26 protein-coding genes are annotated in these 23312 nt (G+C 64.0%); 8 read left to right on the top strand and 18 right to left on the bottom strand.

Annotated elements, in window-relative coordinates; all coding sequences use genetic code 11:
• Positions 1 to 202 precede the first annotated feature (202 nt).
• Complete coding sequence (locus O7615_RS19280) at positions 203 to 541, top strand: hypothetical protein (RefSeq protein WP_278179119.1); 339 nt, start codon at positions 203 to 205, stop codon at positions 539 to 541.
• A 655-nt stretch (positions 542 to 1196) separates the two neighbouring features.
• Here the strand turns inward: O7615_RS19280 and O7615_RS19275 are convergent.
• The 10 genes from O7615_RS19275 to O7615_RS19230 all read right to left on the bottom strand — a co-directional run bounded on the left by O7615_RS19275 (position 1197) and on the right by O7615_RS19230 (position 8078).
• Entirely contained in the window at positions 1197 to 1523 is a 327-nt protein-coding gene (locus O7615_RS19275; RefSeq protein WP_278179118.1) for a hypothetical protein, read from the bottom strand.
• 101 nt (positions 1524 to 1624) lie between these two features.
• Positions 1625 to 2650, bottom strand: a complete 1026-nt coding sequence (locus O7615_RS19270; protein WP_278179117.1) for a site-specific DNA-methyltransferase — start codon at positions 2648 to 2650, stop codon at positions 1625 to 1627.
• Entirely contained in the window at positions 2647 to 3582 is a 936-nt protein-coding gene (locus O7615_RS19265) for a replication-relaxation family protein (RefSeq protein ID WP_278179116.1), read from the bottom strand. The genes O7615_RS19270 and O7615_RS19265 overlap by 4 nt, the downstream gene beginning before the upstream one ends.
• Positions 3579 to 5780 (bottom strand): hypothetical protein, encoded by a 2202-nt coding sequence (locus tag O7615_RS19260; protein WP_278179115.1) that lies wholly within the window; start codon positions 5778 to 5780, stop codon positions 3579 to 3581. The genes O7615_RS19265 and O7615_RS19260 overlap by 4 nt, the downstream gene beginning before the upstream one ends.
• Positions 5777 to 5950, bottom strand: a complete 174-nt coding sequence (locus tag O7615_RS19255; protein WP_278179114.1) for a hypothetical protein — start codon at positions 5948 to 5950, stop codon at positions 5777 to 5779. Before O7615_RS19255 ends, O7615_RS19260 begins: the two co-directional genes overlap by 4 nt.
• A 372-nt stretch (positions 5951 to 6322) precedes the next feature.
• Positions 6323 to 6466 (bottom strand): hypothetical protein, encoded by a 144-nt coding sequence (locus tag O7615_RS19250; RefSeq protein WP_278179113.1) that lies wholly within the window; start codon positions 6464 to 6466, stop codon positions 6323 to 6325.
• Between the two features lie 76 nt (positions 6467 to 6542).
• Positions 6543 to 6674 carry a hypothetical protein gene (locus tag O7615_RS19245; protein ID WP_278179112.1) on the bottom strand — a complete coding sequence of 44 codons (132 nt, stop codon included), beginning with the start codon at positions 6672 to 6674 and terminating at the stop codon, positions 6543 to 6545.
• Between the two features lie 44 nt (positions 6675 to 6718).
• Positions 6719 to 7018, bottom strand: coding sequence for a hypothetical protein (locus O7615_RS19240; RefSeq protein ID WP_278179111.1), 300 nt, complete (start codon positions 7016 to 7018; stop codon positions 6719 to 6721).
• Positions 7015 to 7317, bottom strand: coding sequence for a hypothetical protein (locus O7615_RS19235; RefSeq protein ID WP_278179110.1), 303 nt, complete (start codon positions 7315 to 7317; stop codon positions 7015 to 7017). The genes O7615_RS19240 and O7615_RS19235 overlap by 4 nt, the downstream gene beginning before the upstream one ends.
• A 278-nt stretch (positions 7318 to 7595) precedes the next feature.
• Entirely contained in the window at positions 7596 to 8078 is a 483-nt protein-coding gene (locus tag O7615_RS19230) for a hypothetical protein (RefSeq protein ID WP_278179109.1), read from the bottom strand.
• Positions 8079 to 8170: 92 nt separating this feature from the next.
• Here O7615_RS19230 and O7615_RS19225 point away from each other — a divergent pair, with 92 nt between their 5' ends.
• Positions 8171 to 9415 carry a hypothetical protein gene (locus tag O7615_RS19225; protein ID WP_278179108.1) on the top strand — a complete coding sequence of 415 codons (1245 nt, stop codon included), beginning with the start codon at positions 8171 to 8173 and terminating at the stop codon, positions 9413 to 9415.
• 89 nt (positions 9416 to 9504) lie between these two features.
• Here O7615_RS19225 and O7615_RS19220 read toward each other — a convergent pair whose 3' ends face one another.
• The 4 genes from O7615_RS19220 to O7615_RS19205 all read right to left on the bottom strand — a co-directional run bounded on the left by O7615_RS19220 (position 9505) and on the right by O7615_RS19205 (position 11808).
• Positions 9505 to 9795, bottom strand: coding sequence for a hypothetical protein (locus O7615_RS19220; protein WP_278179107.1), 291 nt, complete (start codon positions 9793 to 9795; stop codon positions 9505 to 9507).
• Between the two features lie 457 nt (positions 9796 to 10252).
• The gene (locus O7615_RS19215; RefSeq protein WP_278179106.1) at positions 10253 to 11107 is read right to left on the bottom strand and encodes a helix-turn-helix transcriptional regulator; all 855 of its coding nucleotides are present in this window, start codon (positions 11105 to 11107) and stop codon (positions 10253 to 10255) included.
• On the bottom strand, positions 11088 to 11606 hold the full coding sequence (locus tag O7615_RS19210; protein WP_278179105.1) for a DUF6879 family protein: 519 nt from the start codon (positions 11604 to 11606) through the stop codon (positions 11088 to 11090). The genes O7615_RS19215 and O7615_RS19210 overlap by 20 nt, the downstream gene beginning before the upstream one ends.
• A complete protein-coding gene (locus tag O7615_RS19205; RefSeq protein ID WP_278179104.1) occupies positions 11590 to 11808 on the bottom strand; it encodes a hypothetical protein in 219 nt (72 codons plus the stop codon). The genes O7615_RS19210 and O7615_RS19205 overlap by 17 nt, the downstream gene beginning before the upstream one ends.
• A 404-nt stretch (positions 11809 to 12212) precedes the next feature.
• On the opposite strand from O7615_RS19205, the gene O7615_RS19200 reads away from it, so the two are divergent.
• Positions 12213 to 16670 (top strand): hypothetical protein, encoded by a 4458-nt coding sequence (locus O7615_RS19200; protein ID WP_278179103.1) that lies wholly within the window; start codon positions 12213 to 12215, stop codon positions 16668 to 16670.
• A gap of 174 nt (positions 16671 to 16844) precedes the next feature.
• Here O7615_RS19200 and O7615_RS19195 read toward each other — a convergent pair whose 3' ends face one another.
• Positions 16845 to 16970, bottom strand: coding sequence for a hypothetical protein (locus tag O7615_RS19195; RefSeq protein WP_278179102.1), 126 nt, complete (start codon positions 16968 to 16970; stop codon positions 16845 to 16847).
• A 293-nt stretch (positions 16971 to 17263) separates the two neighbouring features.
• On the opposite strand from O7615_RS19195, the gene O7615_RS19190 reads away from it, so the two are divergent.
• The 3 genes from O7615_RS19190 to O7615_RS19180 all read left to right on the top strand — a co-directional run bounded on the left by O7615_RS19190 (position 17264) and on the right by O7615_RS19180 (position 19190).
• On the top strand, positions 17264 to 18148 hold the full coding sequence (locus tag O7615_RS19190) for a helix-turn-helix transcriptional regulator (protein WP_278179101.1): 885 nt from the start codon (positions 17264 to 17266) through the stop codon (positions 18146 to 18148).
• Positions 18149 to 18157: 9 nt separating this feature from the next.
• Entirely contained in the window at positions 18158 to 18397 is a 240-nt protein-coding gene (locus O7615_RS19185) for a DUF397 domain-containing protein (protein ID WP_278179100.1), read from the top strand.
• Between the two features lie 547 nt (positions 18398 to 18944).
• A complete protein-coding gene (locus O7615_RS19180) occupies positions 18945 to 19190 on the top strand; it encodes a hypothetical protein (protein WP_278179098.1) in 246 nt (81 codons plus the stop codon).
• Between the two features lie 115 nt (positions 19191 to 19305).
• On the opposite strand, the gene O7615_RS19175 is transcribed toward O7615_RS19180, so the two are convergent.
• Positions 19306 to 20421, bottom strand: coding sequence for a MerR family transcriptional regulator (locus O7615_RS19175; RefSeq protein WP_278179097.1), 1116 nt, complete (start codon positions 20419 to 20421; stop codon positions 19306 to 19308).
• Between the two features lie 163 nt (positions 20422 to 20584).
• Here O7615_RS19175 and O7615_RS19170 point away from each other — a divergent pair, with 163 nt between their 5' ends.
• The gene (locus O7615_RS19170) at positions 20585 to 20776 is read left to right on the top strand and encodes a hypothetical protein (RefSeq protein WP_278179096.1); all 192 of its coding nucleotides are present in this window, start codon (positions 20585 to 20587) and stop codon (positions 20774 to 20776) included.
• A 75-nt stretch (positions 20777 to 20851) separates the two neighbouring features.
• Here O7615_RS19170 and O7615_RS19165 read toward each other — a convergent pair whose 3' ends face one another.
• Complete coding sequence (locus O7615_RS19165; protein ID WP_278179095.1) at positions 20852 to 21235, bottom strand: helix-turn-helix domain-containing protein; 384 nt, start codon at positions 21233 to 21235, stop codon at positions 20852 to 20854.
• Positions 21236 to 21337: 102 nt separating this feature from the next.
• Here O7615_RS19165 and O7615_RS19160 point away from each other — a divergent pair, with 102 nt between their 5' ends.
• The gene (locus tag O7615_RS19160; RefSeq protein WP_278179094.1) at positions 21338 to 22315 is read left to right on the top strand and encodes a zinc-dependent alcohol dehydrogenase family protein; all 978 of its coding nucleotides are present in this window, start codon (positions 21338 to 21340) and stop codon (positions 22313 to 22315) included.
• Here O7615_RS19160 and O7615_RS19155 read toward each other — a convergent pair.
• The gene (locus O7615_RS19155) at positions 22296 to 23294 is read right to left on the bottom strand and encodes an alpha/beta hydrolase (protein WP_278179093.1); all 999 of its coding nucleotides are present in this window, start codon (positions 23292 to 23294) and stop codon (positions 22296 to 22298) included. The two genes, O7615_RS19160 and O7615_RS19155, sit on opposite strands and share 20 nt — an antisense overlap.
• Positions 23295 to 23312: the final 18 nt, after the last annotated feature.

Raw genomic sequence — 23312 nt, 5'->3', positions numbered from 1 at the left:
CCATGTAGTACGGGTTGCGCAGCATGTGGTGCACCCCCGAGATCGTCAGCGGCTTGGCCGCCAGCTTGCGGGTTGTCCGTGTCTGTAGCCCCTGGGCGTTGAGAGCATCCACCAGTTGCCGGATTGCCCAGTCGCCAAGGGCATACTGCTCGAACGCCCAGCGGATCAGTGGCGCACGCTCCTCGTCCGTCACTACGTAGCTGTGCCGGGCGTTCCGGATGAACTCCTTGCGGTTCAGGTAACCCAGCGGTGCGCGATATGGCGTGCCGCCACGCTGTGCCTTGGTGTCCATGCCCTTGAGCACTTCGGCCGCCAAGTTGTCGGAGTGATACTGAGCAACGTCGGCCATCATGTTGTAGAGCAGCTTGCCTGCAGGCGTCTCGTCCACCGGCTCAGCCACAGAGATCAGCTTGGCTCCGGCGCGGGCTATGGCGGCGTTGATCTCGACATCATCGGCTCGGTTGCGGGCCAGCCTGTCGATTTTGTGGACGATCACGAAGTCAACGCGCTTGGCTTTCAACTCGCGCAGCATCTTCTGTAGCTGCGGCCGATGCGCCGACTTCGCACTCTCGCCAGCGTCCACGTATTCCTCAACCAAAATCCCGCCAAGCGCCCGCACCTTGCCCAGACAGGCTTCCCGCTGGTACGGAATCGAGTAGCCTTCGGCTTCGCCGCCCATCTTGGCTTGTTCTTCGGTACTCACTCGCAGGTAGATCGCGATGCGCGGGATGTTTCCCGCAGTCTGCGGCTTGGGACTGCTACGGCTGCCGCGCAGGTTGCCGACCATCTCGCTTACCGAACTGCTGCCGTCGTTTAGGCGGCTGATGAGCGCCTTGCGGTCGGTCTGGTTCAGGGAACGTCGCGCTGAACGCTCGACAGTCCCTGCCGCCCTTCCATCCCGATCTTGATCTGTCCCCTGATCTTCGTCCGTGTACACCGGCAATTCGGCAGGCATGTCTTCCTCCCGATCCGTCATTCCATCGCGCCCCCGCGCGTCCTGGGGCCAGGCAGGATACGTTCTCGCCGATTCCGATGCAATTCTTTGTGATCTTGATTCTTCATTCATGTTCCCTTCTATTTTCTCAGGCCGATTTCATATCGCGAGCTGTAGTTTTTGCAGCTTTGTTGTGGATAAGCGGGGTGGAGGGCTTGGCGCGTAGCGCGAATACCCTCCACCCCTTCTCACGGCAACGTCCTCATGCCTGCGCGGGAGCCTCGCCGCTCCGCCGCTTGCTTGTAGTCTTCGCCTCGGCTGGCGACGTGCCGGTGTTCCCGAACAGCGCCTGGATCGCGCCGCGTCGGGCGGCTGCCTCCCGCTCGATTTCTTCAAGCACGGCAGCGGCTCGCGCGGCGAAGTCCGGCTGTGCCTGCTTGTGCTCGACGTACAGCTCCACCGCCCGCCGCATGGCGTCGGTCAGGTTCAGTCCGTCGAGCTGTGCCACCAGGGCGAACTGGGCGTGCAGTTTGTCTGGCAGCTTCAGGCCGAGCGTCTTGACGCCGGTCTTGCCGTTTCCGGGTTCCATGTTGGGAACTCCCTCCTCGGTGTTGGTGCGGCTGGCCATCTGCTGTGGTGCAGGTGGCGACAGCAGCCGCACGGCACCGGGGAGTGCCGGGAGGTGCGGGTTCATCGGCCCTGCCGCTTCCGCCACGCGGCGAGCCGGTCACGCGCCAGCGTCGCGTACGTCGAGTTCAGCTCGATGCCGATCCAGTGGCGGCCGTGCTTCTCGGCTGCCATGGCGACGGTGCCGGATCCCAAGAACGGGTCGAGCGCCACGCCCGGTTGGGTTCTGGCGTTGCACTGGCAGCCTGCCCAGAGTGCGCCGAGCGTTGGTGTCGGTTGCTGGCGGTCGACGGGCTGCCGCGCCCACGGCGTGCCGCAGGCCGCGCAGACCCTTTCGGGGCAGGTGGCCAGCAGCGGCCGTTCGACAAGCGCCAGCGGGAAGGTGGCGAAGTGCGCGCCCCGGTAGCCAGCGGTGGGTAGGGCGAAGACATCTCCGGGATTCTTGCCAAGTGGGTGCCCGGCGCGGCCTTCGGCCTTGAGCCGGTTGAGGCCCTGGTCGTCGTTGAACCCGATGTCCGGCGGAATCGCGTCGTCCGGCAGGTAGCGGTAGGCCGCCGCGTTCGGGCGCTTCTTCGCCTTGGTGATGAGCGGCTGGCGGATCGCGTCAAGGTCAAAGTAGTAGCGCGGTGAGCGCACCAGCAGGAACATCACCTCGTAGGTGCAGCTCAGCCGGTCGCCCACACTGGACGGCATCGGGTTGGTCTTGGCCCACACGACTTGGTTCCGGATGAGCCAGCCGTCATCGAGCAGGGCCAGGGCGAGGCGCTGCGGGCCGAGCAGCAGACTCTTCTTGGGTGCGCCCTGGCGGTGGTGGATCGAGTACGAGTCTGCGACGTTCAGCCAGAGTGATCCGCTGGGCTTGAGAACCCGGGCGACCAGGCGGCAGACGCTGACCAGGTTGCGTACCCAGCCGTTGACGTCCGGCTCAAGGCCGAGTTGCCCGTGGTGGCCGTAGTCGCGCAGGTTCCAGTAGGGCGGGCTGGTGATGCAGGTGTCGATACTCGCATCCGGCAGTTCGGCCAGCCGCTGGCGCGCGTCCCCGATGACGATCTGCCCCAGGGGAAGCCGGGCCTGTTGTGGCCCGCTCATGCACTGCGGCCTCCCAGGGCCGTAGCGGTCAGCACTGTCACGACGTCTTCCAGGAACGACGTGTGGAACAGGTGCTGGGTGTCAGCGGGTAGCTGGGTGAGTGCCCTGGTGATGCGCTCCGCGCTGCGTGCGCCACTGGCCAGCCACAGCACCCGAGGGAACACCGCGTGCGCGGCTTGCTCGATACCGCTTTGCCAGTAGGCGGCGTAGGTGCGGCACTTGCGCACGAGTGTCGGCACGCTTTCGGTGCCGCGGTCGACCTCCAGGAAGGCGCTGGACTCGACGTCACCGATGCCGAGGCGCACGAAGCCATCGGGCTTCAGGGTGGCTGTCGGTCCACCAGGGCCGGGGAAATGCCGCCAGGCTGCGGGTTCGGCCTGGAAGTTAAGAATCTCCAGCTTGCCGGTGCGTTCCGCTTCGACCAGGCGGATGTACACCTCGCTGCCGTCGAGGACATGCCCCATGAAGCTGGGGCTGGTTTCCCACACCCGCCGGCGGCGTCCGCCCGTGGGCCCGTCAACGGCAAGCACCGCCTGGCCGTGACCGCTCAGTCCGTAGACGTAACCGGCGCTGCCCGCACGTACGCCGCCGACCCTACGGGCGAGCCGCACGACCAGTTTGAGTTCGGCCAGGCGTTGCAGCAGGGCCCGTGCCCGTCTCGCTCTTGTCTCAGCCGATCCTTCCGCGACGTGGAGCCGCTGTACCTGATCACCCCTCAGTAGGCGCAGCATGGCCAGCGATTGCAGTACGGCCAGGTCGCGGTCGCTGAGCCGCTTCCTGAGCAGGTGGGCTCGTGGGCTCCGGGGTCGAGCCGGTATCGGCTCGACAGTCGTTGGCGCGGCAACGCCGTTTGCGCATGTCAGCGGCATGACCGGCTCGACGCGGCAGGCAGGGCGACCGGCAGGGGTAGGGGAATCGATGTGCGGGCTCACGGGGCCTCCCTCCGTTTGAAGCCGACCGGGGCGTCGGTCGTGGCCGGGTTGCTTTGCCACCGCTGGATCAGGGCGTTATCGAGTTCTCCGCCGTCCACGCCGTAGCGCTCGGCGCTGGCCTGGCGAAGCTTGGCTGGGTCGCCGGTCCAGGGCGGCAACGGCCGGGTGCGGATCGAGAAGGGCCGAGTCGGCTGCCCGTCAAAGTGCAACTGGACGCACGCCTGGTAGGCCCGCAGGCTGAGCAAGTCGTCGGCGGTGACGCCGCCGCCGAGGGCCGCCGCGAGCGGCTTGGCGTCGCCGGGCGAGGGACGGAACACGATCCGGGAGCGAGCATTGGCTAGCACTCCGGCTTGCTGGGCGGAACTGAGCTGGTCAAGGTGTTGGTGGGCAAGTGTCCAGGCCACCCCGAGGCCTCGGGATTGAGCCAGGGCGTCTCCGAAGTCAACCCCGCCCGGAAGGCGCAGGAAATCCTGGAACTCGTCGACGACGATCGAGGCGGCCTGCCGCTTCTCTGGCGGTAGTGCGGCCCGCCGCTGGATGGCGGCCCATGCCTGGCTGAGCACCAGTGCGCCGAGCATGTTTGCGGCCGGTGTGCCGAGCAGTCCGCGATTGAGATTCACCAGCACGACCGTGCCGGGCGTGGTGAACAGCTCGTCCATGCCGAACTTCGGCGCGGGCTGGCCGAGCATCCGCCGCAGATGCGACCGGCTGAGGATCGGGCGCAGCTTGTTCATGAGCGGGGCGACGTACCGGCCGCGCTCCGGCTCGGACAAGGCGTCGAAGCCTGCCCACCACGGTGACAGCACCAGCGGATCACCGACCTTGGCGAGCGCCTGGCGGCGGAACGCTACATTAGCCAGCAGGGCAGGCACGTCGCACAAGGTGCCGTCCGGCAGCCGCGCGGCCGTGATGAGCGCGTGCAGCAGCACATCCGTACTGCGTGGGCCAAGATTGCCGCCGTGCAGCTCGGCCAGCAGGTGTACCACTTCGTCGGCACGGCGCTCGGCGTCTTCTCGTTTGCCAGTCAGGACGTTGACGCCGACGGCACGGCCATGGCCGCCGCTGGCTGGGTCAATCACCACTACCCGGTCGCGCCGGTCTTTCGGTATTCGCGCAAGCACGTCGTTGATCAGATCGCCGCGTGGCTCGACTACCAGCGTCGAGCGGCCCGCTGCGATGTCGGCCAGGATCATCGAGGCCAGCAGAGTCGACTTACCCGATCCGGTCGGGCCCACGACCTGGACGTGGTGCAGGGCAGAGCCAACCGGCATGGCCACCAGCTGACCGCGTTGGGCGGCGTGCAGGCTCTCTCCGAGAATCCGGCCGCCGCCGCCTACTTCCTCGTCCTCGTCAACGAGAAGTTTGTGCGGGGCCTCGTTGATGTGACCGCCGACCAGCGGCAGATTCTCGCCCGGCGTCTCCTTAAGTGGCCAGCCGATCACGGCCGCCAGCTCGGCAGCCGAGAGAAGGCAGCTCCAGGTCAGCGGTGCACGGCCAGCGGCACCGACCCGGCGGGCGCATCGGGCGCTGATCCGGCCCCTGCGGAGTCCGGCGTGTGCGGTGTCGGCCAAGGCAAGCGCATCGACCAAGCTCCGCACGATGGCCGCCGCCCGGGTCGGCGTCGGACTATCCGCCGCGATTCTGCCCCGACACCCGAACAGGGGTTCCGTAACCTTGTCTCGCCACAGCCCGAGTGCGGTGGCATCCGGCGTGTGGGGCGCGTGCAGTCCAAGGACTTCACCGACATCGAGCCGGGCTGGCGGGCACGGCCGGGTGCGGCAGGGCCCGACAACCCACTGCACGACCGCTGTCTCCGACGTGGCCAGCCCGCCAAGAACGGCAAGTAGCCCCGAGGCCACCGCCCCGGCAGTCTCCAGTCGCAGCGGCATTGCCAAGCCGTACATCCGTACCTCGGCGGCTGTGGATAGCTCCGGGTGTTCGACCTCTTGTTCCTGCTGTATGCCCAGCCGGGGCAGGTGCGCGGCCATCTGTTGCGACAGGCTGCGCGCAACCCGGAAGTCCAGTCCCAGGCGCCACGACACCTGGCCGCCGATGCTCCAGACTTCGAGTACCGCCAAGGGCACCGCACCGGTGACGCCGAAGCGCGGCCGGGCGGCCAGCGGGCGCAGCACTGCCGTCACGTCGGCCATCTCCATGCCACGCGGCAAGCTCAACGAGTACCAGCTCAGGCGACTCATGCTGCACCCTCCGTGCTGGACTCCGGCTTGCCGTGCTTCTCGCCCGGCGACTGCTTGGCAAGGCGCAACCGCGCCAGCTCGATACAGGCCCGCGCAAGCTTCCTGATCTCCGGGCGTCTCCTCTCCTCGTAGCCGGTCACCGCGACCGGCTTGTTGTTGATCTGACTCACTTCTCGTCCTCCTTCCGAATTAGGAGGCGGACCGAAGTAGCAACGGCCATGTGGGCATCTCGAACAAGACCTACGCATTGATTCGCGCAGCCCAAGTTTGCTTAAATGTCCAATGACCGGTTACTCCGGCTCACTTGCTGCGGGGCAGTCATCATGTCGTCCGATTGACCCGATACTGCCCGGCAGCCCAGTTCCCGCCCGCCCTCACTTATGAGGGAATGACTAGATTTGGTCAATAGAGTTAAGTAATTTCCGCATCACCGACCGGCACCCTCCGACCACAAGAGCGGTGCCAACATTTGTAGCGGGATGACGGCTGCATCCAAGCCGGGGCCACGCGGGCCCGGTGGCTTGGACACGGCCGTCACCTACCTACTTCTCCTGTTGCGGCTTACGGCGCTTCTTGCGCCACTCCCGCCGCAACTCGCGCTTCAGTTCGTGAAGCTCTTCCTCCCGCAGCCGCCGCGCAATATCCTCACGCTTGCCGATGATTTCCTTCCGACCCTGTCTGGGCATGGAGGCACTGTGACTCCCTTCTTTGAACGAGATTTCTAACTGCGAACCTGCTGAACCAGGTCGCTTTGCCTGCCGCCTACCGTCGCCGCGAAAACGCCAGCCAGTAAATGAGCGACAGGACGAGAATGACTACCAAAAACCCGACGAGCGGGCGAAGCAGTTCCCAGACCACCCGCGCCGCCAGGGCCGTGCCCAGCAGAATGAACACCGACCCGAGTACCTTCGACCGCCAGGTGCCGCCCGGCTCCCGACTCAACGCCAGTCGCCGTCGATAACGCCATGGTGCGGAACGCTGGCCCGGCCGACAGACGCGCGGCCTACCGGCCCTCTCCGTGCGCTGGCGGCCCGGGTCATCTCCTCGCGCATCTGCGCCTGGGCGTCGAAGTACGCCGCACCCATCCGGTTCGCGCGCTTGAGCGTCTCGATCTGACGCTCAAGCGCCCGCTCCCGATCGGTCGGCTCGTCGTCCAAAGCCCAGTACAGCAGCGCGCCCAACCCGACCAGCCCAGCGACGGCGACGATCACCGCAAGGAACTCCAGCACGTTCCTCATTCGTAGCTCATCTCCTGCAGCTCGTTGACGACTAGGGCCGTGAACGAATCCGCGATGGCCTTGAACCTGTACGCCCGCTCCGGGTACATCTCGGCCGCCTGCAACTCCTGCTGCGTCAAGGACTCGGCGTACCGCATACCGACGTGGGCCACGTAGGCCCCGGCCCCAATCTCTGCGGCGTGCACAACCGCGTTACCCTCAACCTGCTCGACAGCCCTACCGACTGCCCGTGTCGTAGCCGACGACGTACGCCGCCTGGCAACAGCCGAGGACACGTCTCGGCGGATGTGGTTGGACATGTAGACCTCTTTCTTACTCGGGCCAAGGGGAACTCGTGTTCCTTTTGCTTGGCGCTTCGGCCTGCGCGCTCGGGCGCTGAAGAGAAAGTAGCGAGCGGCCTGCATCCGAGTCACGGGTGCGTAGCATCCCAATTGCATCCTCGCTGCATCCTGTTGCTGTCTGCGCTGGGCGGATGGCGTGAGGATGCAGTCGGGATGTCGCTGTGGACGGCAAAGGAAAAGCCCGCCCTCTCCGCATTCGCGAATTGGGCGGGCACACTTGGGGCCAGGCGGCGGAATCAGGGAGTTTGAGCAAGTGTTTGATGCTGGAGCCATCTGAACTTGCATGCCTCGTACACTCGCTCATCAAAACAGTGCGGGCGGTCGAGATTGGGATCGAATATCCCCAGGATCCTCCGGGGCTTTCCCGGAGAACTGCCCGAGATTGGACCTTTAGGTCCGATCCCCAAATCCACGTACTCAGGCCCGCAGTTGAGGAACGTCGGATCCTGCAGGAGGATGTGGATTACGCCTTGCGTCACCTCAAGAAAGGTGTGGAAGTTTCCATTCGTAAGCTCGAAGCAGCTGCTTTCAGGGTGGGTGTCGCAGAGCCAATTATAGAAGTACGACTCCAAATAGCCTTCCGGCGCGTACGGGCCACCCCAGAAGGCTTCTTCGAACTCTGCTGACACAAGGAACTCTCTCATAGCAAGGTCTGCAACCGGAGAGATCTTTGGCCACACAACTTCGAGGCCGCTAGCGTTAATGATAGAATCAGCCATGCCAGGTCTCCAAAGTGGAAGTAACCTAGCCCCGCAGTATTTAAATATAGGTTAACCAATCTGTCAAGATCGCAAGGCTCGAAAGGGTAATTGTGGCGGACGTTATCCCTCGCAAGGATGAGCTGCAGGCTAAGATTGAGCTGGAAAAAATTGCCCGACGCGGGATTAGCCAGTCCCAGCTTCTAGAATGCGTGGCCTTGCTCGATCTGACTGCCCACCTGGCTGACCGCTGGCAAGTGCCGCCGACTGACGCCCTTTCTCGCGTGCTACACGCTTTGGTCGCCTACCGTAGGGAAAATCCGGCTCCAGAGCGTGGCGGGTTCGATTATGTAGATGTGTTCGGGGAATTTGCTGGGATCCGGGATGAGCGCTATCCGGAAGACCCAAAGCCAGCCAAAGGACGTTATGGCGAGACCGAGGTCAGGCAAGCGCGCGCAGGGCGCAAGATTACGAGTCGAGGCAGTGGCCGTGGAGGAATATCCAGCCCCCGGAATGCAAGAGAGCACATCGACAAGTCGATTCCTCCGGCTTACAAGGTTTTTGCGTGGATAACCGTACAACCGGAACTCATTGAGAGCATGATGGACATTGCTCCAGCAGTGCAACTGCCGCCGACGGAGAAGGTTGACAGCCAAGATTCCGAGTTCGTCGACGGGGATAGGGGCACGCCGGAGGTTGTTTCTGAAGAGCCGGACATTCCTCGGCAGCCGTTGAATCGCCCAGCCATTTCAGAGGAAGTCGTTGACAAGTCGGAGCCAGGTGCGCTTGGGAATTTCAGACTAAAGAGAATGGCCTTGATGCAAAGGCTCACTAGGAGGCGGTTGGTTGCCGGAGTCTCGCTGGTAGTGCTAGCCATTGCCGCCCTAGTCTATGTCGTTGCTGTGCGAGACGGGCGGCCATCGCAGGAGCGACTGTACCTGACCGTCGAGAAGTCAACCCATCCAGACCTGAAGCTAACGCACACCGAACGGGGAACGACAGTTGAGGCTGACATTTCGCAGCAAGAAATTAGCCCATCACGATACTTTGACGTTACGCTTAGGTCGACGCAAGGACCGATTAATATCATCGAGGCAGAGGTGATCTTCCTTCCCGAAGCCGGATGCGACCACTACCTGCACTGGCGGATCTTCCTAGGTGACCTAATTCTCACGGAGGGCGTACTGCATGGTAGTAACCTGCGAGCAGGAATTAGCGAAAAACTCCTCCCTCCTTTGGAGAGTTTCCAATTTGTTGCATGGCTGCAAGCCGACCTAAAGCATGATTTTCTTTCACCCGTCTGCACGAAAGGGCGTGCGGCAATAGAGATCGCGCCCATGTACACGTCCACCAGATAAGCAAGAGGACTGAATTTTGGCGTGAGTAGTACGATTGACAGCCACCTCAAACCCGCTGTCTGGCCCCTGTTCACGCTGCTTGAATCCACTTACTGCAAGCCTTCTCGTTGCACGAATATCTCCCGCCGCTCCTTGGCCTGCCCCTTGTTATCGAGCACATACCCTGTCAGCCACAGCCATCCCCAGTAGCTCGGCCTTGGACAGACCTTGATGACTCTGAACCGGAAACCTCGGTCACCTGCGAACTGGACGCTGGCGGCCCCGCCGATCTCCAGCACATCGCCCGGCTTGGGCGTCGGCAGCACCGGCGAGGCAGGTAGGTGCTCGTGTCGTCTGCTCGGCCTACCGTTCGCGGTCATCGTGGCGACGAGCTGGCGCACCTGCCGTGCTGGTGGCGGGATGCTGCTCCCTGCGGGTGCCTGCCGGGGCTTTGCGGAGGGTGGACGCGCCGCACTCCGGGCACCACCGCTCTTTGACCTTGAAGCTGAACAGTCCTGCCAGGAATCCCAGTAGTACGGCGCTGATTAGAGCACCAAGCGTCATCACGGCTCACCCTTCGCCTGCCTCTGAGGGTGACTGCCGGACGGACACCGTTGCGACGGGCCGTCCGGCAGCCTCAAGGGAACCTCGTCACCGAACGGACAGACGTTGATTCGTCATGGCCAGGCGAGTGGTCGGCCGTTCGTCCGTTAGCCAGTGGGCTTCCGGCTCGGGTGCCGTCACCGGATCCACTGCAACGACCGCCTTTCGTACCCGGCGTCCGTCTTACCGAAGTTCCGCAATGACGGTATGAGCGGGCCATAAGCACCGTCCATGATGTTGCGAAGTGTTGCGACACTACTGGCCGAGTTGATCGATCGTGTGGCCGATCAACGCCCGCGCCTCGGGTCCGTACACAGCCGACACCTGGAGGCGGTCGAACATCCGCGCGTACAGCTCGATCTCGTGTGGCCGGGTGACCTCGATGCTCGCCGTGGGCGTTTCCAGGGCGACCAGCAGGTTGTCGAAGATCCAAAATCCAGTGGAAGCGACCGCTGGGCGTTCGGTCATCAGGGGGATGATGCCGACTGAGACGTTGGGCAGGGACATTACCGCGAGCAGCCGGTCCATCTGCCCGGCCTGGGTGGCGGCGTCCCCGAACCAGGTGCGCAACGCCTGTTCCTCCAGCACCACCACGAACCGCTTGCCCCGCTGGTAGAGCACCCGCTGACGCTCCATCCGCACCGCCACGGCCTCGTCCAGGTCGTTGGGCGTGTCCAGGAAGTCGATCCAGAACGACAGCATCGCCGCCGTGTAGTCGGCGGTCTGGAACAGCCCGGGGATGGCGTTGTGCTCGTAGATCCGGAACACCGACGTCTGCTCGTACAAGCCAACGGTGTGCGCGCCGAGCACCCGCTTCATGCCCGCCCGGCTCTGCCGCCGGAACTCCAGGTACGCCGACTCCACCGCCCGCAACGTGGCGGTCAGATCCGGAATCTGGTCCTCGGCGCTGCACACCCGGCACCAGGCCCGGATGTCGTGGTCGGTCGGCGGCTGGACGCCATGCTCAATCTTGCTGACCCGCGTGAAGTGCTGGCCGGTCAAGGCCGCCAGCGCCCGCCCCGTGAGCCCTGCTTCCTTACGCAGCTCACGGAGACGGACGCCGAGCGCCTCCTGGCCCTGGCGGGCAGCGCTAGACGGGTTGGTAGTCATGGTGCGGGATGGCCAACTGCCAGACGGCCTCGAACGCAGACCGGCACAACCGCAGGTCAGCTGGGTCGGTGGACACCACCCGATCCACGGCCAGGCCGTTGCCTGCGTAGATCAGGAAGACCGCCAACCGATCGTCGAACAGGTAGTAGTCGTTGCCCGGCAACGCCAGCGACGACACCAGCCGACGCGGCACCCAGCGGATGTCCTCGCCCGCGTCCACCATGGGCGCAGCGATGCTGTACGACCAACGCTGGTAGTCGCTCAATGGCTCAGAGACGATACGCGCCCGGCGCACCGACCGACCCGCCTTGACGTGCTCGCGCAGGCTCTCACACCAGCCGTCCAGCCACGCCAGGTCGTCCGGCTCACTGGCGGCCCACTTGGCCATGTACGGCAACTCGACCGCCGTGCCGTAGGCGTCGCGCGTCTCCAGGTGGATGGCATCGCGCTCGAAGCTCACCAACAGCCGCTCGAACTCAGCCTCACTGATCGAGGTCACGATCCCCCTGCCTGAAGAACTGAAGCATCCGGTCCGGGATCTCCACGCAGGACTCACCCTCCGGGATGCTCATCTGGGCCAACACCGCCGGATCCGACACCACCCAACCCTGCACCACCCAGCTCTCCCGGTCGGTGCGGTACACCGTGGGCGAGCCGGTCGGGTTCGACTCCGGATCCTTACCGATCAACGTTAGGCGCATGGTCCACTCCCTGTCCTACTGGTTGCGGGATGTTGCGACGTAGTCATCCTGAGTGCCGGGGCGGGTGACGTCAAGGAGTAGACATTGAGTTACAGATAGCGATGACTGGCCAGCCCCACACGCTCCTTCGCCTGTAGGCCCTGGCCATCTGGTCGAACAGGCAGACGCGGCGGTCCTGGAAGACTGTCGCCGAGTGAGCGTACGGTGACGCGGTGACCCTCCTTTGGAGCGATCAGGACGCAGCTCACCAACCTGATGCGAGCAGCAGGTCGCCAAGCGGTGAGTTGCTGCTCGTGTTTGACAAATTCACCAGAGTGTCCAAAATGATATGCAATGAGCTTCATTACCAATAGCCCAAAAATTTGGAATCTCCACTTCGCCTGGACTGGATCGGAGACCGGTGAATGAGTCCGCGACCTGGCGGTGAAGCCGATAAGTTCGGCAATCGTTACGAAGGCGCTTGGACTATCCAGCATGCCCTACGAGTGCTCACTGGTGCCGCCGAATCGATCACTGTCGAGGATATCGACGACTTGGCAAAGGGGGTAGAGTTTACCTTTTACCAAGGCAGTTCAGTGCAGGTGCACCAACTGAAGCGGCAAAACGGAAATGCGAACAGTTGGACGCCTAAGTCGCTTCACGATAAAGGAATTTGGGAGAATGCCCGAAAGCATGTTGAGGATGGGCGCCGATTCCACTTCGTGTCTACAATCCCCGCCCGTCCATTACAAGAGCTTAGCGATAGAGTCCGACGCTCGTCCGACCTGACGTCTTTTTGGGATCACTGGCTGACTCAGGAGCTAAAGGACCCTTTCGACGAGCTTGCTTCTACTGCGATCTTCGGGTCAGCGCAAGTTGCTTGGACCGTTCTACGGGGCTTTTGGATTGAGTGGCCAGATGAGCGAAACATCAACGACATGAATGCTGCGCTCGCTGGCTTGCTACTTGAAGGTGCGGAGGGCAAGCTTGCCGCAGTTGGTCTCGGCGATCTTATCCAACATAACCTCGGCGTCCGGCTCGATGCCCAAACCATCGAATCCAACTTGTCCGAGTACGGGCTTCGCCGTGCGCAACGAATGCGCACAGCATCAATAGTTGAAAAGGTCGCTGCCGCTACAGCGGGATGGATAGCAGGGGTCGAACGCGAGCTTATTGATCCGGTGATTGGACGTAGCGAGGCGGTCAATCTGGTTGACATGTTGGAGAGCGAGGATCGCTTACTCCTCCTCACTGGTGACGCGGGTTATGGTAAGAGTGCGGTACTTCACGAAGTGGCGGCACGACTAAACGACAAGCAGGTAGCGGTCCTTGGGTTTCGACTTGACCGACTTGAACCTTTCTCATCCACTACTGAGCTTGGTGAACGGCTCGGTCTCGGAGTTTCTCCGGTAACGGCGCTCTCGGTCCTCGCGGGTGAACGCGCGGCGGTCCTTGTAATAGATCAGCTTGATGCGGTTAGCCTGGCGTCTGGTCGTATGCCCCGCAGCTTTGATGCCATCGCAAACACGGTCAGGGAGGCCTCCGCTTTTCCGAACATGCGGGTTGTGCTCGCTTGCCGCAAGTTCGACGTTGAGAACGATCATCGCATACGTGAATTGGTTGCGGGTGAGCGATCTGCGCGCGTGGAGCTAGGGAAGCTGTCCGAATCTCAGGTGGCAGAAGCTGTACACCGGATGGGGCTCGATCCTGCCGCGCTAGATCAACGACAACTAGATTTGCTTCAGTCGCCCTTACATCTCGTCCTATTGCAAAGTATTGCTGATCAGGCAGGAGCGCTGTCCTTTCAGACTCCAAACAACCTGTTCGATGCTTTTTGGGACCGTAAGGTAATCGACTGCTCACGTAGGCGTGAAGGCACCCGATTCGCGTTGGTTGCTCAAACTGTCGCTAACGCGATGAGTTCGCGGCAGCGCCTTTCAGTGAGCGCGTCGGTTCTCGACCAGAATGATCTGGCAGTCGATGCCAGCGTGCTGGTATCGGAACATGTTCTTACCCGGGATGGCCAGCAGATCGCGTTCTTTCACGAGGCTTTTTTTGGCTACGTCTTTACTCGTGGATGGATTAGTCGGCAGCAAAGCATCGTCGAATTTCTCCTTGCGAGTGAGCAGGAGTTATTCCGGCGGTCTCAGGTTCGCCAGATTCTTAGCCATCTCAGAGCGTCGGAGCCGGAGCGGTTCGTAGAGGAAGTGGAGGGCTTACTCTCGCACGACAAGGTGAGATTCCATATTAAGGATGTCGTGCTCGGAATCCTTAGCTCTCTGCCTGATCCGTCAAGCGCGGATTGGGATATGGTGAGTCGGGTTGTTGATTCACACCCACCATTCGAAGACCGAGTCTGGTTCTCATTGCGTACCCTGCCCTGGTTCGATCGTCTCGACGCCGAGGGTATGTTTGATGAGTGGCTCGCAAGTGGCGATGAACAAGTCCAGAACTGCGCTTTGCACGTGGCGCTCGGCGGGATCAGGAAAAGGCCCGACCGGATGGCCGAACTTCTCAAGCCGCACGCAGGTCGTGCCCATAGGTATGGCGATTGGCTTCTCTGGACTGTGCGATTTGCAAGGGTCCATGAGAGTCGTTCACTTTTTGACTTACTCCTTGATGCTATCTCCACGGGCAAAATACGTACGTACGATCAGAATCTGTGGATGTTTACGTATGACCTAGCGGAACATCAGCCGACGTGGGCAGTGGAATTGCTTGCCGCGCATCTTGTCCTACGGCCAGATTCTTTGGCTGTGGACGAATCCGGAAAGGTTGCGCCCCTTCTTGACCGCGACGATGCCATAATCAGGCTAGCGACACAGGCAGCAGAGGGCGCTCCACGAACCTTCTGTGAGCTGCTCATACCATACCTGCTGACCGTGATGCGCCTGACGGAGCGACAGTGGGAGGACCACCTTTTCGCAGACGGGCATTTTGGCCTACGAGTCCCACACGAAAGCTTCCATGAGCTAGAGGATGCCCTGCTTTTTGGCGCGGCTAACGCTCTTCGCAACTTCGCCGGCCAAGATCCGGAGGCGGCTTGGCCGTTGCTAGAGAGCCTAGCGGCAGATCAACACGAGGCGGCTCAATGGCTACTGTATGAAGGGATCAGAGGTCCGGCGGCAGAATGCTTCGCCCATTGGGCAGGAAGCCTCCTTTTGCAGAGGCCCGAGCGATTCTTAAGCGGGTATATGTCGAACGGTGTCTGGACGACTCGCCAGCTCATCGAAGCTATAGGCCCTCATTTGTCAGCGGATCTATTCGGTCGTTTGGAGCAGGAAATTCTTGGCCTTCGATTCCCATGGGAAATAGGGAGTTCCGGCTGGTACATGTTCTGTCTGCTATCCGCCATGGATGACACTAGATTGTCCCCTGCGGGTCGTCGACGGCTGGGTGAGCTCAGGCGTCTCATTGGTACAGAAAACCCCGAGGCGCCGGAACCAATCGTGGCGCGTTCAGTGCCGTCGCCTATTGCACCAGAAGCGGCGCAGTACATGTCTGATGATGACTGGCTGCGCGCAATGGCTAAGCATCACTCAGACCGTGAGGGATTTAGAGCGCTACGAGGGGGGCCTCACGAATTCTCACAGGTTCTAAAGAGTGAGGTATCGAAGGATCCGGAACGGTTCGCGAAGCTCTCCCTGCGGTTCACTAGCGAAATTAACCCTGCCTATACTGAGGCAATCTTGCTTGGCCTGGGAGAATCTGGGGCTCTTCCTGATCCAGAGCCGATCTTTGCAGCCATGCGGCACATTGCGTCACTTCAACTCGTCGGAAACGATCGATGGCTCGGCTGGCCTATCCGTCGCAATTACCTTAAGACTGATATTCCGGCCGACATCATTTCGATGATAGTGGAGTTGACGTTGAAGTCGGAGAATCCCGCCGAAGACAGATGGTCCACCCGTGAATTGGGCGAACGAGAGTCTCTTGGCGATGCGATTTTCTCGGAGGGCATGAACACGGCGAGGGGTAGTCTTGCTCTCAGCTTAGGAGATCTTCTCTTCTACGACTCGAATGGAAGTCGGACAGCGCTAGTTGTGCCTGCTCTGCGCCGAATGGCACAGGATTCATCTATCGCCGTTCGATCGTGCATAGCCCACGTGATCGCGGCCTGCTTACGGCACGCACGACCTGAAGCAGTTGAGGCCTTCAATCTGCTGGTACAGGCAGACGATAGGTTGCTTGCGGTTGAGACTGTTACGCGACTCATTAGGTATATCGGAAACGGAGATTCCACCCTCGTTAGGCCGATTGTGCCACGGATGCTCCACGCGGACGCTGCCGAGGTGCGGCAGTGTGGTGGTGCTTTAGCGGGCTACGCAGGAGTTGAGTGGGGGTGGGAGGAGTTACTCACGTCTGTTGTTGGGAGTCCGGATTCATCAAGTCGAAAAGGTGCCGCAGAAGCATGTGCGCATCTAACGCCGTCTTCAAGCAATCCTGCTGTGGCGGAAGACGCTCTAGTAGGGCTGATGAACGATAGTGACGAAGGTGTTCGCAGGGCTGTGGCCGAGGTTGCTGGCGCTCTTCGCGACGAGCGACTGCGTCCGTTTTCCCGTGCCTTGTCGGCGCTAATCTCCTCCGAGACTTATCCACAAGCAGTGCCGCAGTTGCTCATAACGCTCGAACATGCGCCAGATCGTGTCGATTCGCTTGTAATTTCGTGCGCTCGTCGTTTTATTGAAGTTCACGGGTCAGATATTGGCGACATCTCGACGAGTGCTGCTGGAGATGCGAGGGAGATCGGGCAGCTTGTATCCAGGGCATACGCTCAAGCTAGTTCTCAAGCCCAGCGACGAGAATGCCTAGACCTAATCGATCAGCTGCTGGCACTTAACGCCTATGGTATGGCTGAGTTGGTCAGCGCCGCAGAACGTTAGGAGTGTTTTGCTGGCCTCTGATCTTGGCTGCCAGTAGCTGTGTTGAGTAGACGCCGCGCCTCCCAGTCCGGGTTCGTAAGACCCTGGATCAGGTGCACCTCTGTTTAGCAGCAGAAACGGCCCCCGGGGCGATCTCCGAAGAGCCGTTGCCCAGAGTGTGGGGACAGCGTCAGCTCAGCGGGCCCACGCGACCGGCCGATCGGACAGCGCCGCAGCGAGCCGGTCGACGGTCTCCCGCACACCGTCGACGTAGCCTCGAGCGCGGGTGAGTCCGCCGTCGAGCAGGCGCTGGATAATCATCGTTCGGTGGTGCATGGGCGACTCCTCGTGCAGCGTGCGCGAGAGCACGTCGAGGGGCCCACAGGCCGTCCGATGGCCATGCGGCGGTCGGGTCGCCTCCCCCACGGCGGCGAACTCCACAGTCCCAGTGGCGGCTGACGCGGCCCGGCCCCCGGGTGGTTGCCGCGCCCGATCCGCGCCGAGGGGCCAGGGTAGCGGTGCGACGCAGGCGCGATCAGCGAGCACATCGGCGCCGGTTGAGTACGCTCAGAACCGGTGCCAGCCGGCATCATTCTGCTGGGCAAGGAGGCCGGGTGACCCCCAACCCACTCGCCAGGCGGCGGCAGCTCGCCAGCTCCCTGCACGCGCTGCGCACCGAGCGCGGCTACAACCACGCCGAACTCAGCCGCCGCAGCGGCGTCAGCGCGAGCGTCATCTCCCGTACGGAGTCTCCCCTCGGCGACGTGCACCGAAAGCCGAATCTGCTGTCCGTGCGCCGCCTGCTCGACGCCCTGGAGGTGCCTCGCGGCAGCACCCTGTGGACTCAGGTCGAGGGGTACGCCGAGGACGCCGCTGGCGCCGGGTGGTGGGAGGCGCCGACGTACGCGCACATGGGTGACGGACAGCGCACCTACGCCCTGGTCGAGGCCGGCGCCTCCAGGGTCTGGGAGTACGCCGGGCTACTCCTGCCAGGCATCGTGCAGACCGCCGAGTACGCACGGCACCGGGTCTTGGCGGTGACCAGCGATGGCCCGGCGAGCAACCCAGAGGCGATCGTCGCTGGCCGACTGGAGCGGCACCGGCAGCTCATCGAGGCCGGAAAGGCCGAGTACCAGCTCGTGCTCGAAGAGCAGGCAGTACGGCGGCATCCCGTGCCGCCCGCGGTGATGCTGGAGCAGCTGCGGCGCCTCCTGGCCCTGATGGACGACGCGATCAGCGTGCGGATCGTGCCGGTCGACGCCCGCCTCGGCGACGGGTACGCGCCGAGGGCTCCATTCGCGCACACCAGCTACCCCGACCTGGACGATCCGCCGATCGTCGTCGTCGACAACGTGACCCGTGCACTGCTCGTCACGGATCCGGACGAGGTGTCGGGGTACGCGCGGCTGCACCAGCGGCTGCGCGACGCCGCACTGCCTGACGCGGACAGTGCGGCGTACATCCGCGATGTGGCGGCCGAGCTGGCCGCCGCGACCTAAGGAGACCCCATGTCCGACCCGCAGCAGTTCACCAACACGACGAACCCCCGCTTCACCAACTGGGTGAAGGCTCCCCAGTCAGGGGGGAACGAAGGTTGCGTCTACGTCGCAGGCGCCGGCGACGGATCCGGCGACGTGGCCGTGGCCGATAGCAAGGCCGGCCCGGAGGCGCCGGTCCAGGTGTTCAACCGGACGGAGTGGACGGCGTTCCTGGCCGGGGCCAAGAGCGGTGCGTTCGACCACATCTGACCATCGAGAGGAGGGCCGGCACCCGAGCGGGTGCCGGCCCTTCGTCTATCCACAGTCTGTGCCCTTGTGACCTTGAGCGCAAGATGCCAGAGTGACAGATGCCGTAGCGAATCATTCCGATAGGACGGATGCGGCAGCACAAATCCCACAGCACACATCTCGGCCGCGGTCGCATCCTCCAGCCGGGCACGGCGTGAGCGACGGTCCCCCGTCCGTCCGCGAGCACCGCGCCCGGGGCCGCGGCGGCGCATGCCCGCCGCCGCGCGTCCCACCCAGGAAGGGCAGGGGCGGCCGAGCCAGGCAGGCCGGCCGCCCCCGCTCCTGAGGCGAGAGGCACGCAATGTGGAATCCGTTCCGCCGGCGCCGCCCGACACCGCAGGTCGACGCGACTGGGCCAGCGACGGCGTACCACCACCGCGCCGGGGCGCACCCGCCATCCGGCGACGGCCCCCGCCCGCCATGGGACGCACCGACCGAGATCCTTCCCCCTGCCGCCGCTCGCCACCCGCGCCCAGCGGTACCGGGGCCACGGCGGCCGGGTCCACCAATGAGCGAGGTCGTGCTCCAGGTCCCTTACCGGGGTGAGCACGCCTACGTACGGGTCGACCACGCCGCGCTCTACGGCACCACCAGCGTCGAGATCGCGGGCTGGCAACTATCTCGGGTCACCGGCATGCCGATCTCCGCGTGGTGGGGCCTGATCGACATCCTCGACCTACCGCAGATGGCTGTCGGAACCACGGACACCTGGACACCACCGCCGGTCGATCCGAAGCAGGCGGCGGCCCAATGACGCCCGTGCCGCGTCGCCAACTCGTCGTCGGGTGGATCGCCGCCGGCATCGTCCTGGTCGTGATGGTGGCCGGGATCGCTGGCTGCCTGCCGTGACGGTCTTCGCCGATCAGGTTTCAGGCTATGAGGAGACGGAGGCCGAGTTCTGCCGCGTCGAGGGCAGCGAGTTCGCGGTTGCGTTCGGCCCACCGGCCGGAGGAAAGGTCTTCGCGGAGTTTGTCTACTGCCCGTTGCTCGGCCTGCGGCCCGACTCTGGTCCAGACCGATACCGCGCGGCGCACATGATCGTCCAGGTACGCCTCGGGTCGGCGCCAGTACGCCTCGAAGAAGCCGTCAGCGCAGTCCGACGGGATGAGCACCGGCTCCATGCGGGCTCCGATCGCGTGGGCCAGCCGGTCCACCGAGGGGCGGTCGGTTACCAGACCGGAGACCTCGGGCAGGTAGTCGCGGGTTAGCCAGAACCGGTGACGCCAGCCAGTGACACTGGCATCGTGGGTGAACACCACCACGCGGCGGGCCACACGCCGCATCTCGCGCAGCCCGGCGATCGGATCGTGCCAGTGATGGACGGTGCTGAAGGCCATCGCGGCGTCGAAGGACTGGTCCTCGAACGGCAGGTTCTCCGCGGCGGCGGCCACGCACGGCGCCGCGCCTGCGGGACGCTGTGCCCGCATGACCGCCGACGGTTCTACCGCCGTGACATCACGGTCGGGTGGTTCGTAGGAGCCGGTGCCGGCCCCGACGTTCAGTACGGTCCGTGCGTCGCCGAGGGCATCCCAGACGCGCGCGGCGATCCGCAGCTCGGTGCGCCGCGTCGCCGGGTACGCGGATCCGATGGATTCGTACAACTGCGCGCCGAACATTGTCAGTTGTTCCTCCGGTGTCATCCTGATCCCCATCGCCCGCGCCTGAAGTTCCCTGTCTATCGCCGTCACCATGGCTGCAGTTCGGTCGCGCTGTTCCGACAGCAGACCGCGCAGCCGGTGCAGATGTGCGACCGCGTCGATGGTCGGGTCGTCAACGAGAGCCGTGATCTCGCGCAGTCCGAAACCCAGCCGCCGGTAGGCGAGCACCTCCCGCAGGCGCTCCAGATCGCCCGCGGAGTAGGCCCGGTGCCCAGCTGCGGTCCGCGTGGACGGCCGCAGGAGGCCGATCTCGTCATAGTGGTGCAGCGTGCGAACGGTTACCCCGGCCAACTCGGCCACCCGTCCCACGGTCAGGTGCTCCGCCATCCACCGACTATCTGGCATCACGCCACGTCAGGAACAAGCCAGTCACTCCTGGCCTGCCTCCAGGCGCGCTCGGCCCGGAGGCCCGCGATACGGTTCTTCATTGGTACCTGATCCAACCGGCGATGACAGCGATCAGGTAGGTGACTCCCAGGAGCGCGGGAACATGGCCAGCTACAAGGTGCAGAACCAGTACATCAAGCACGGCTTCATCGACAATGCCGAGGACAAGATCGAGGAGACGATTCAGCCCATCCTGGACGGTGGGACGGCGAACGGTTGGGTTCTTCACTCATTCCAAGCCACGACCACGGCGAAGGGCGCCAACCTCGTGTTCATCTGGCAACTGCCTGACTGACGCCGGCTCTGACCGGCGTCGGCGCTCGGCTATCCGGGCGGGCCTGGCCTTGATGCGGGCGATGGCGTCGGCAGATCAACCCGCGGTGCGATCCGGGGCAGAAGCAGCGGCTTCCGCCGCCTCCTGGAAGTCGGCGATGGCCCCGCCGTAGTCCCTCGCCCAGCTCGTTAGGACCTCGATGGGTTCGACGAGGGTCCGGCCGAGGTCGGTGAGGTCGTACTCGACCCGCCGTGGCGCTTCGGCATGACGTTCGACCAGACCGTACTGCTGGAGCCGGCGCAGCGTCTGGGTGAGGACCTTGCGCGAGATGCCGCCGATGAGGTCCACGAGTTCACCGTGCCTGCGAGGCCGCTGGCTGAGCCCGAAGAGCACGAGCACGGCCCATTTGTCGGAGATGATCTCGACCGCCAGGCGCGTGGGGCAGTCGGCGAGGAAGGCTGGTCCAGCCGCGTTCTGCATGAAAGTCGAAGGTACCAGGAGGTAACCCACGGCTCCGTAGCGTTCTCCGCGAGCAACGAGGCCAGCACCAGATGCGGAGGAGTCACCATGCCACGAGTCGTCGTGTTCGACGAGTTCGGCGGGCCGGATGTCATGCACGTCGTCGAGGAGCCGGTCGTCCAGCCCGCAGCCGGCGAGGTACGGATCAGGATCGAAGCGTTTGCCGTCAACCCGCTCGACCAGATGATGCGTTCCGGCGCCTTTCCGGCAATCGTTCCCCTGCCACACGCTCGCATCGGCGTCGAGGGAACCGGTGTCGTCGACGCGCTGGGCCCCGAGACCACCGGGCTGGAGATCGGCGATCCGGTCATCCTCACGGCCGTTCCGGACGCGAGCGTCAGGGGCAGCTACGCCGAATACACCACGGTCCCCGCGAGCCGGGTCATCGCCCGGCCAGCCGGGCTCGCGATTGCGGAGGCGGCGGCGATCTGGGTCGCGTACTCCACTGCTTACGGCGCGCTCGTCGAGAAGGCGAGGATGCGGCCCGGCGACCACGTCCTCATCACCGCCGCGTCCGGCGGCGTCGGCCGGGCGGCGATGCAGATCGCCAATCAGATCGGCGCCGTGCCCATCGCCATCACTCGACAGGCGGCGAAGCAGGACGACCTGCTCGCCGCCGGGGCCACCGCGGTCATCGCCACCGACCATGAGGACGTCGCCGACGCCGTCCGCCACCACACCGGCGGCATCGGCGCCGACGTCGTCCTCGACCTCGTCATGGGCCCCGGCCAGCAGGATCTCGTGAAGGCAGCCCGCCCCGGCGGAACACTGGTCGCCGCAGGTTTCCTGGACCCTCAGCCCACACCCTTCCCGGGAAACACGCCGCTCACGATCTTCAGCTACCGGAGCTTCGAGCACACCCTCGACACCATCGTGGTGAAGCGCATGGCGGCCTTCCTGAACGCCGGTGTACGCCTCGGTGCACTGCGGCCCGCCATCGACCGGACGTTCGCCCTCGACGATGTCGTCGAGGCACACCGCCACCTGGAGAAAGGGCTCCATGCCGGAAAGAAGATCGTCGTCACGGGTTCTCGGCGATGAACGTGGCAATGTCGTCGGCGATCCGCTCGGGCTGCTCACCGTTGACCGCGTGGGAGGCACCCGGGTAGAGCCGGACGGTGCCGCGTGGCAGGGCCCGTCCGGCGGTCTCGGTGGCCGACTGCGAATCGTGCATGACCGACTCTCCGGCGATGATGGCCAGGACCGGCAGGTGCAGCCCGCCGAGTCGTTCCTCGCTGATCCTGGTGGGCTGCGGCAGCCGGAGCCGGTAGTGCTGCATACCGGCTTCGATCATGTCGGCGACCGGCTCCTCCTCGACCGGGGCGCCGCCGGCGGTGTAGGAGTTGAAGCTGTCCCGCCAGGATCGTGGCAGCCACGGCAGCGCGGCGGGGATCGAGCGTACGACGGTGCCGAGCGGCATGCCGGCGAAGACGTGTACCGGGTCGATGACGGTCAACGACGCGACGCGATCCGGCCGATGCAGGACGAGGTTGACCGCGGTCCACCCACCGATCGACAGGCCGACGAGGTGGAACCTCTCTGCCGGTAGCGTCCGTAGCGCCTGGTGCAGCCACTCGGCCTGGTCCCCGTCGCTCTCGATCGGGCGCTCCTGCACGCTCATGCCCGGCTCGCCGAGCAGGTCGATCGTGTAGACGTCACCGATTCTCAACAGCAAAGGCAGATTGTCGGCCCACACCGGCGAGGCCGAGGCGGTTCCCGGGAGCAGCACCAGCGGCGCGCCGGCGTCGCCGCTGCCGGCAAAGCGGTAGACGCGCACGATGCCGAAGTCGGTGCGTACGTCGATGCTCTCCGCCGGGGCGGGCAGGTCGGCGAAGGCGGCGGCGTAGGCGCGCCGGTATCGGTCCTGGCCCTCGGCGCTGTCCCAATGCCCGACCGGAGCCGGGGTACGCAGCGCGAAGGCGACGACGAGCGCGACGAGGACCACTCCGGCCAGGGCGAACCGTACCCAGCGCGAGCGAGGGCGCAGCCGCTTCAGAATCTTCATCAGCAAGGCACGCACGGGAACCTCCTAACCGAT

This window comes from Micromonospora sp. WMMD1082 (assembly GCF_029626175.1).
Lineage (GTDB): Bacteria > Actinomycetota > Actinomycetes > Mycobacteriales > Micromonosporaceae > Micromonospora.
The sequence above is the reverse complement of the archived record's forward strand: the minus strand, read 5'-3'. Positions and strand labels throughout refer to the sequence as shown.

Excerpts from the sequence above, each read along its gene's own strand:
- O7615_RS19275 (WP_278179118.1), bottom strand. The coding sequence starts at position 1,523 with ATGGAACCCGGAAACGGCAAGACCGGCGTCAAGACGCTCGGCCTGAAG.
- O7615_RS19270 (WP_278179117.1), bottom strand. The coding sequence starts at position 2,650 with ATGAGCGGGCCACAACAGGCCCGGCTTCCCCTGGGGCAGATCGTCATC.
- O7615_RS19260 (WP_278179115.1), bottom strand. The coding sequence starts at position 5,780 with ATGAGTCGCCTGAGCTGGTACTCGTTGAGCTTGCCGCGTGGCATGGAG.
- O7615_RS19250 (WP_278179113.1), bottom strand. The coding sequence starts at position 6,466 with ATGCCCAGACAGGGTCGGAAGGAAATCATCGGCAAGCGTGAGGATATT.
- O7615_RS19240 (WP_278179111.1), bottom strand. The coding sequence starts at position 7,018 with ATGAGGAACGTGCTGGAGTTCCTTGCGGTGATCGTCGCCGTCGCTGGG.
- O7615_RS19235 (WP_278179110.1), bottom strand. The coding sequence starts at position 7,317 with ATGTCCAACCACATCCGCCGAGACGTGTCCTCGGCTGTTGCCAGGCGG.
- O7615_RS19230 (WP_278179109.1), bottom strand. The coding sequence starts at position 8,078 with ATGGCTGATTCTATCATTAACGCTAGCGGCCTCGAAGTTGTGTGGCCA.
- O7615_RS19215 (WP_278179106.1), bottom strand. The coding sequence starts at position 11,107 with ATGACTACCAACCCGTCTAGCGCTGCCCGCCAGGGCCAGGAGGCGCTC.
- O7615_RS19205 (WP_278179104.1), bottom strand. The coding sequence starts at position 11,808 with ATGCGCCTAACGTTGATCGGTAAGGATCCGGAGTCGAACCCGACCGGC.
- O7615_RS19200 (WP_278179103.1), top strand. The coding sequence starts at position 12,213 with ATGAGTCCGCGACCTGGCGGTGAAGCCGATAAGTTCGGCAATCGTTAC.
- O7615_RS19195 (WP_278179102.1), bottom strand. The coding sequence starts at position 16,970 with ATGATTATCCAGCGCCTGCTCGACGGCGGACTCACCCGCGCTCGAGGC.
- O7615_RS19185 (WP_278179100.1), top strand. The coding sequence starts at position 18,158 with ATGTCCGACCCGCAGCAGTTCACCAACACGACGAACCCCCGCTTCACC.
- O7615_RS19180 (WP_278179098.1), top strand. The coding sequence starts at position 18,945 with ATGAGCGAGGTCGTGCTCCAGGTCCCTTACCGGGGTGAGCACGCCTAC.
- O7615_RS19175 (WP_278179097.1), bottom strand. The coding sequence starts at position 20,421 with ATGGCGGAGCACCTGACCGTGGGACGGGTGGCCGAGTTGGCCGGGGTA.
- O7615_RS19170 (WP_278179096.1), top strand. The coding sequence starts at position 20,585 with ATGGCCAGCTACAAGGTGCAGAACCAGTACATCAAGCACGGCTTCATC.
- O7615_RS19165 (WP_278179095.1), bottom strand. The coding sequence starts at position 21,235 with ATGCAGAACGCGGCTGGACCAGCCTTCCTCGCCGACTGCCCCACGCGC.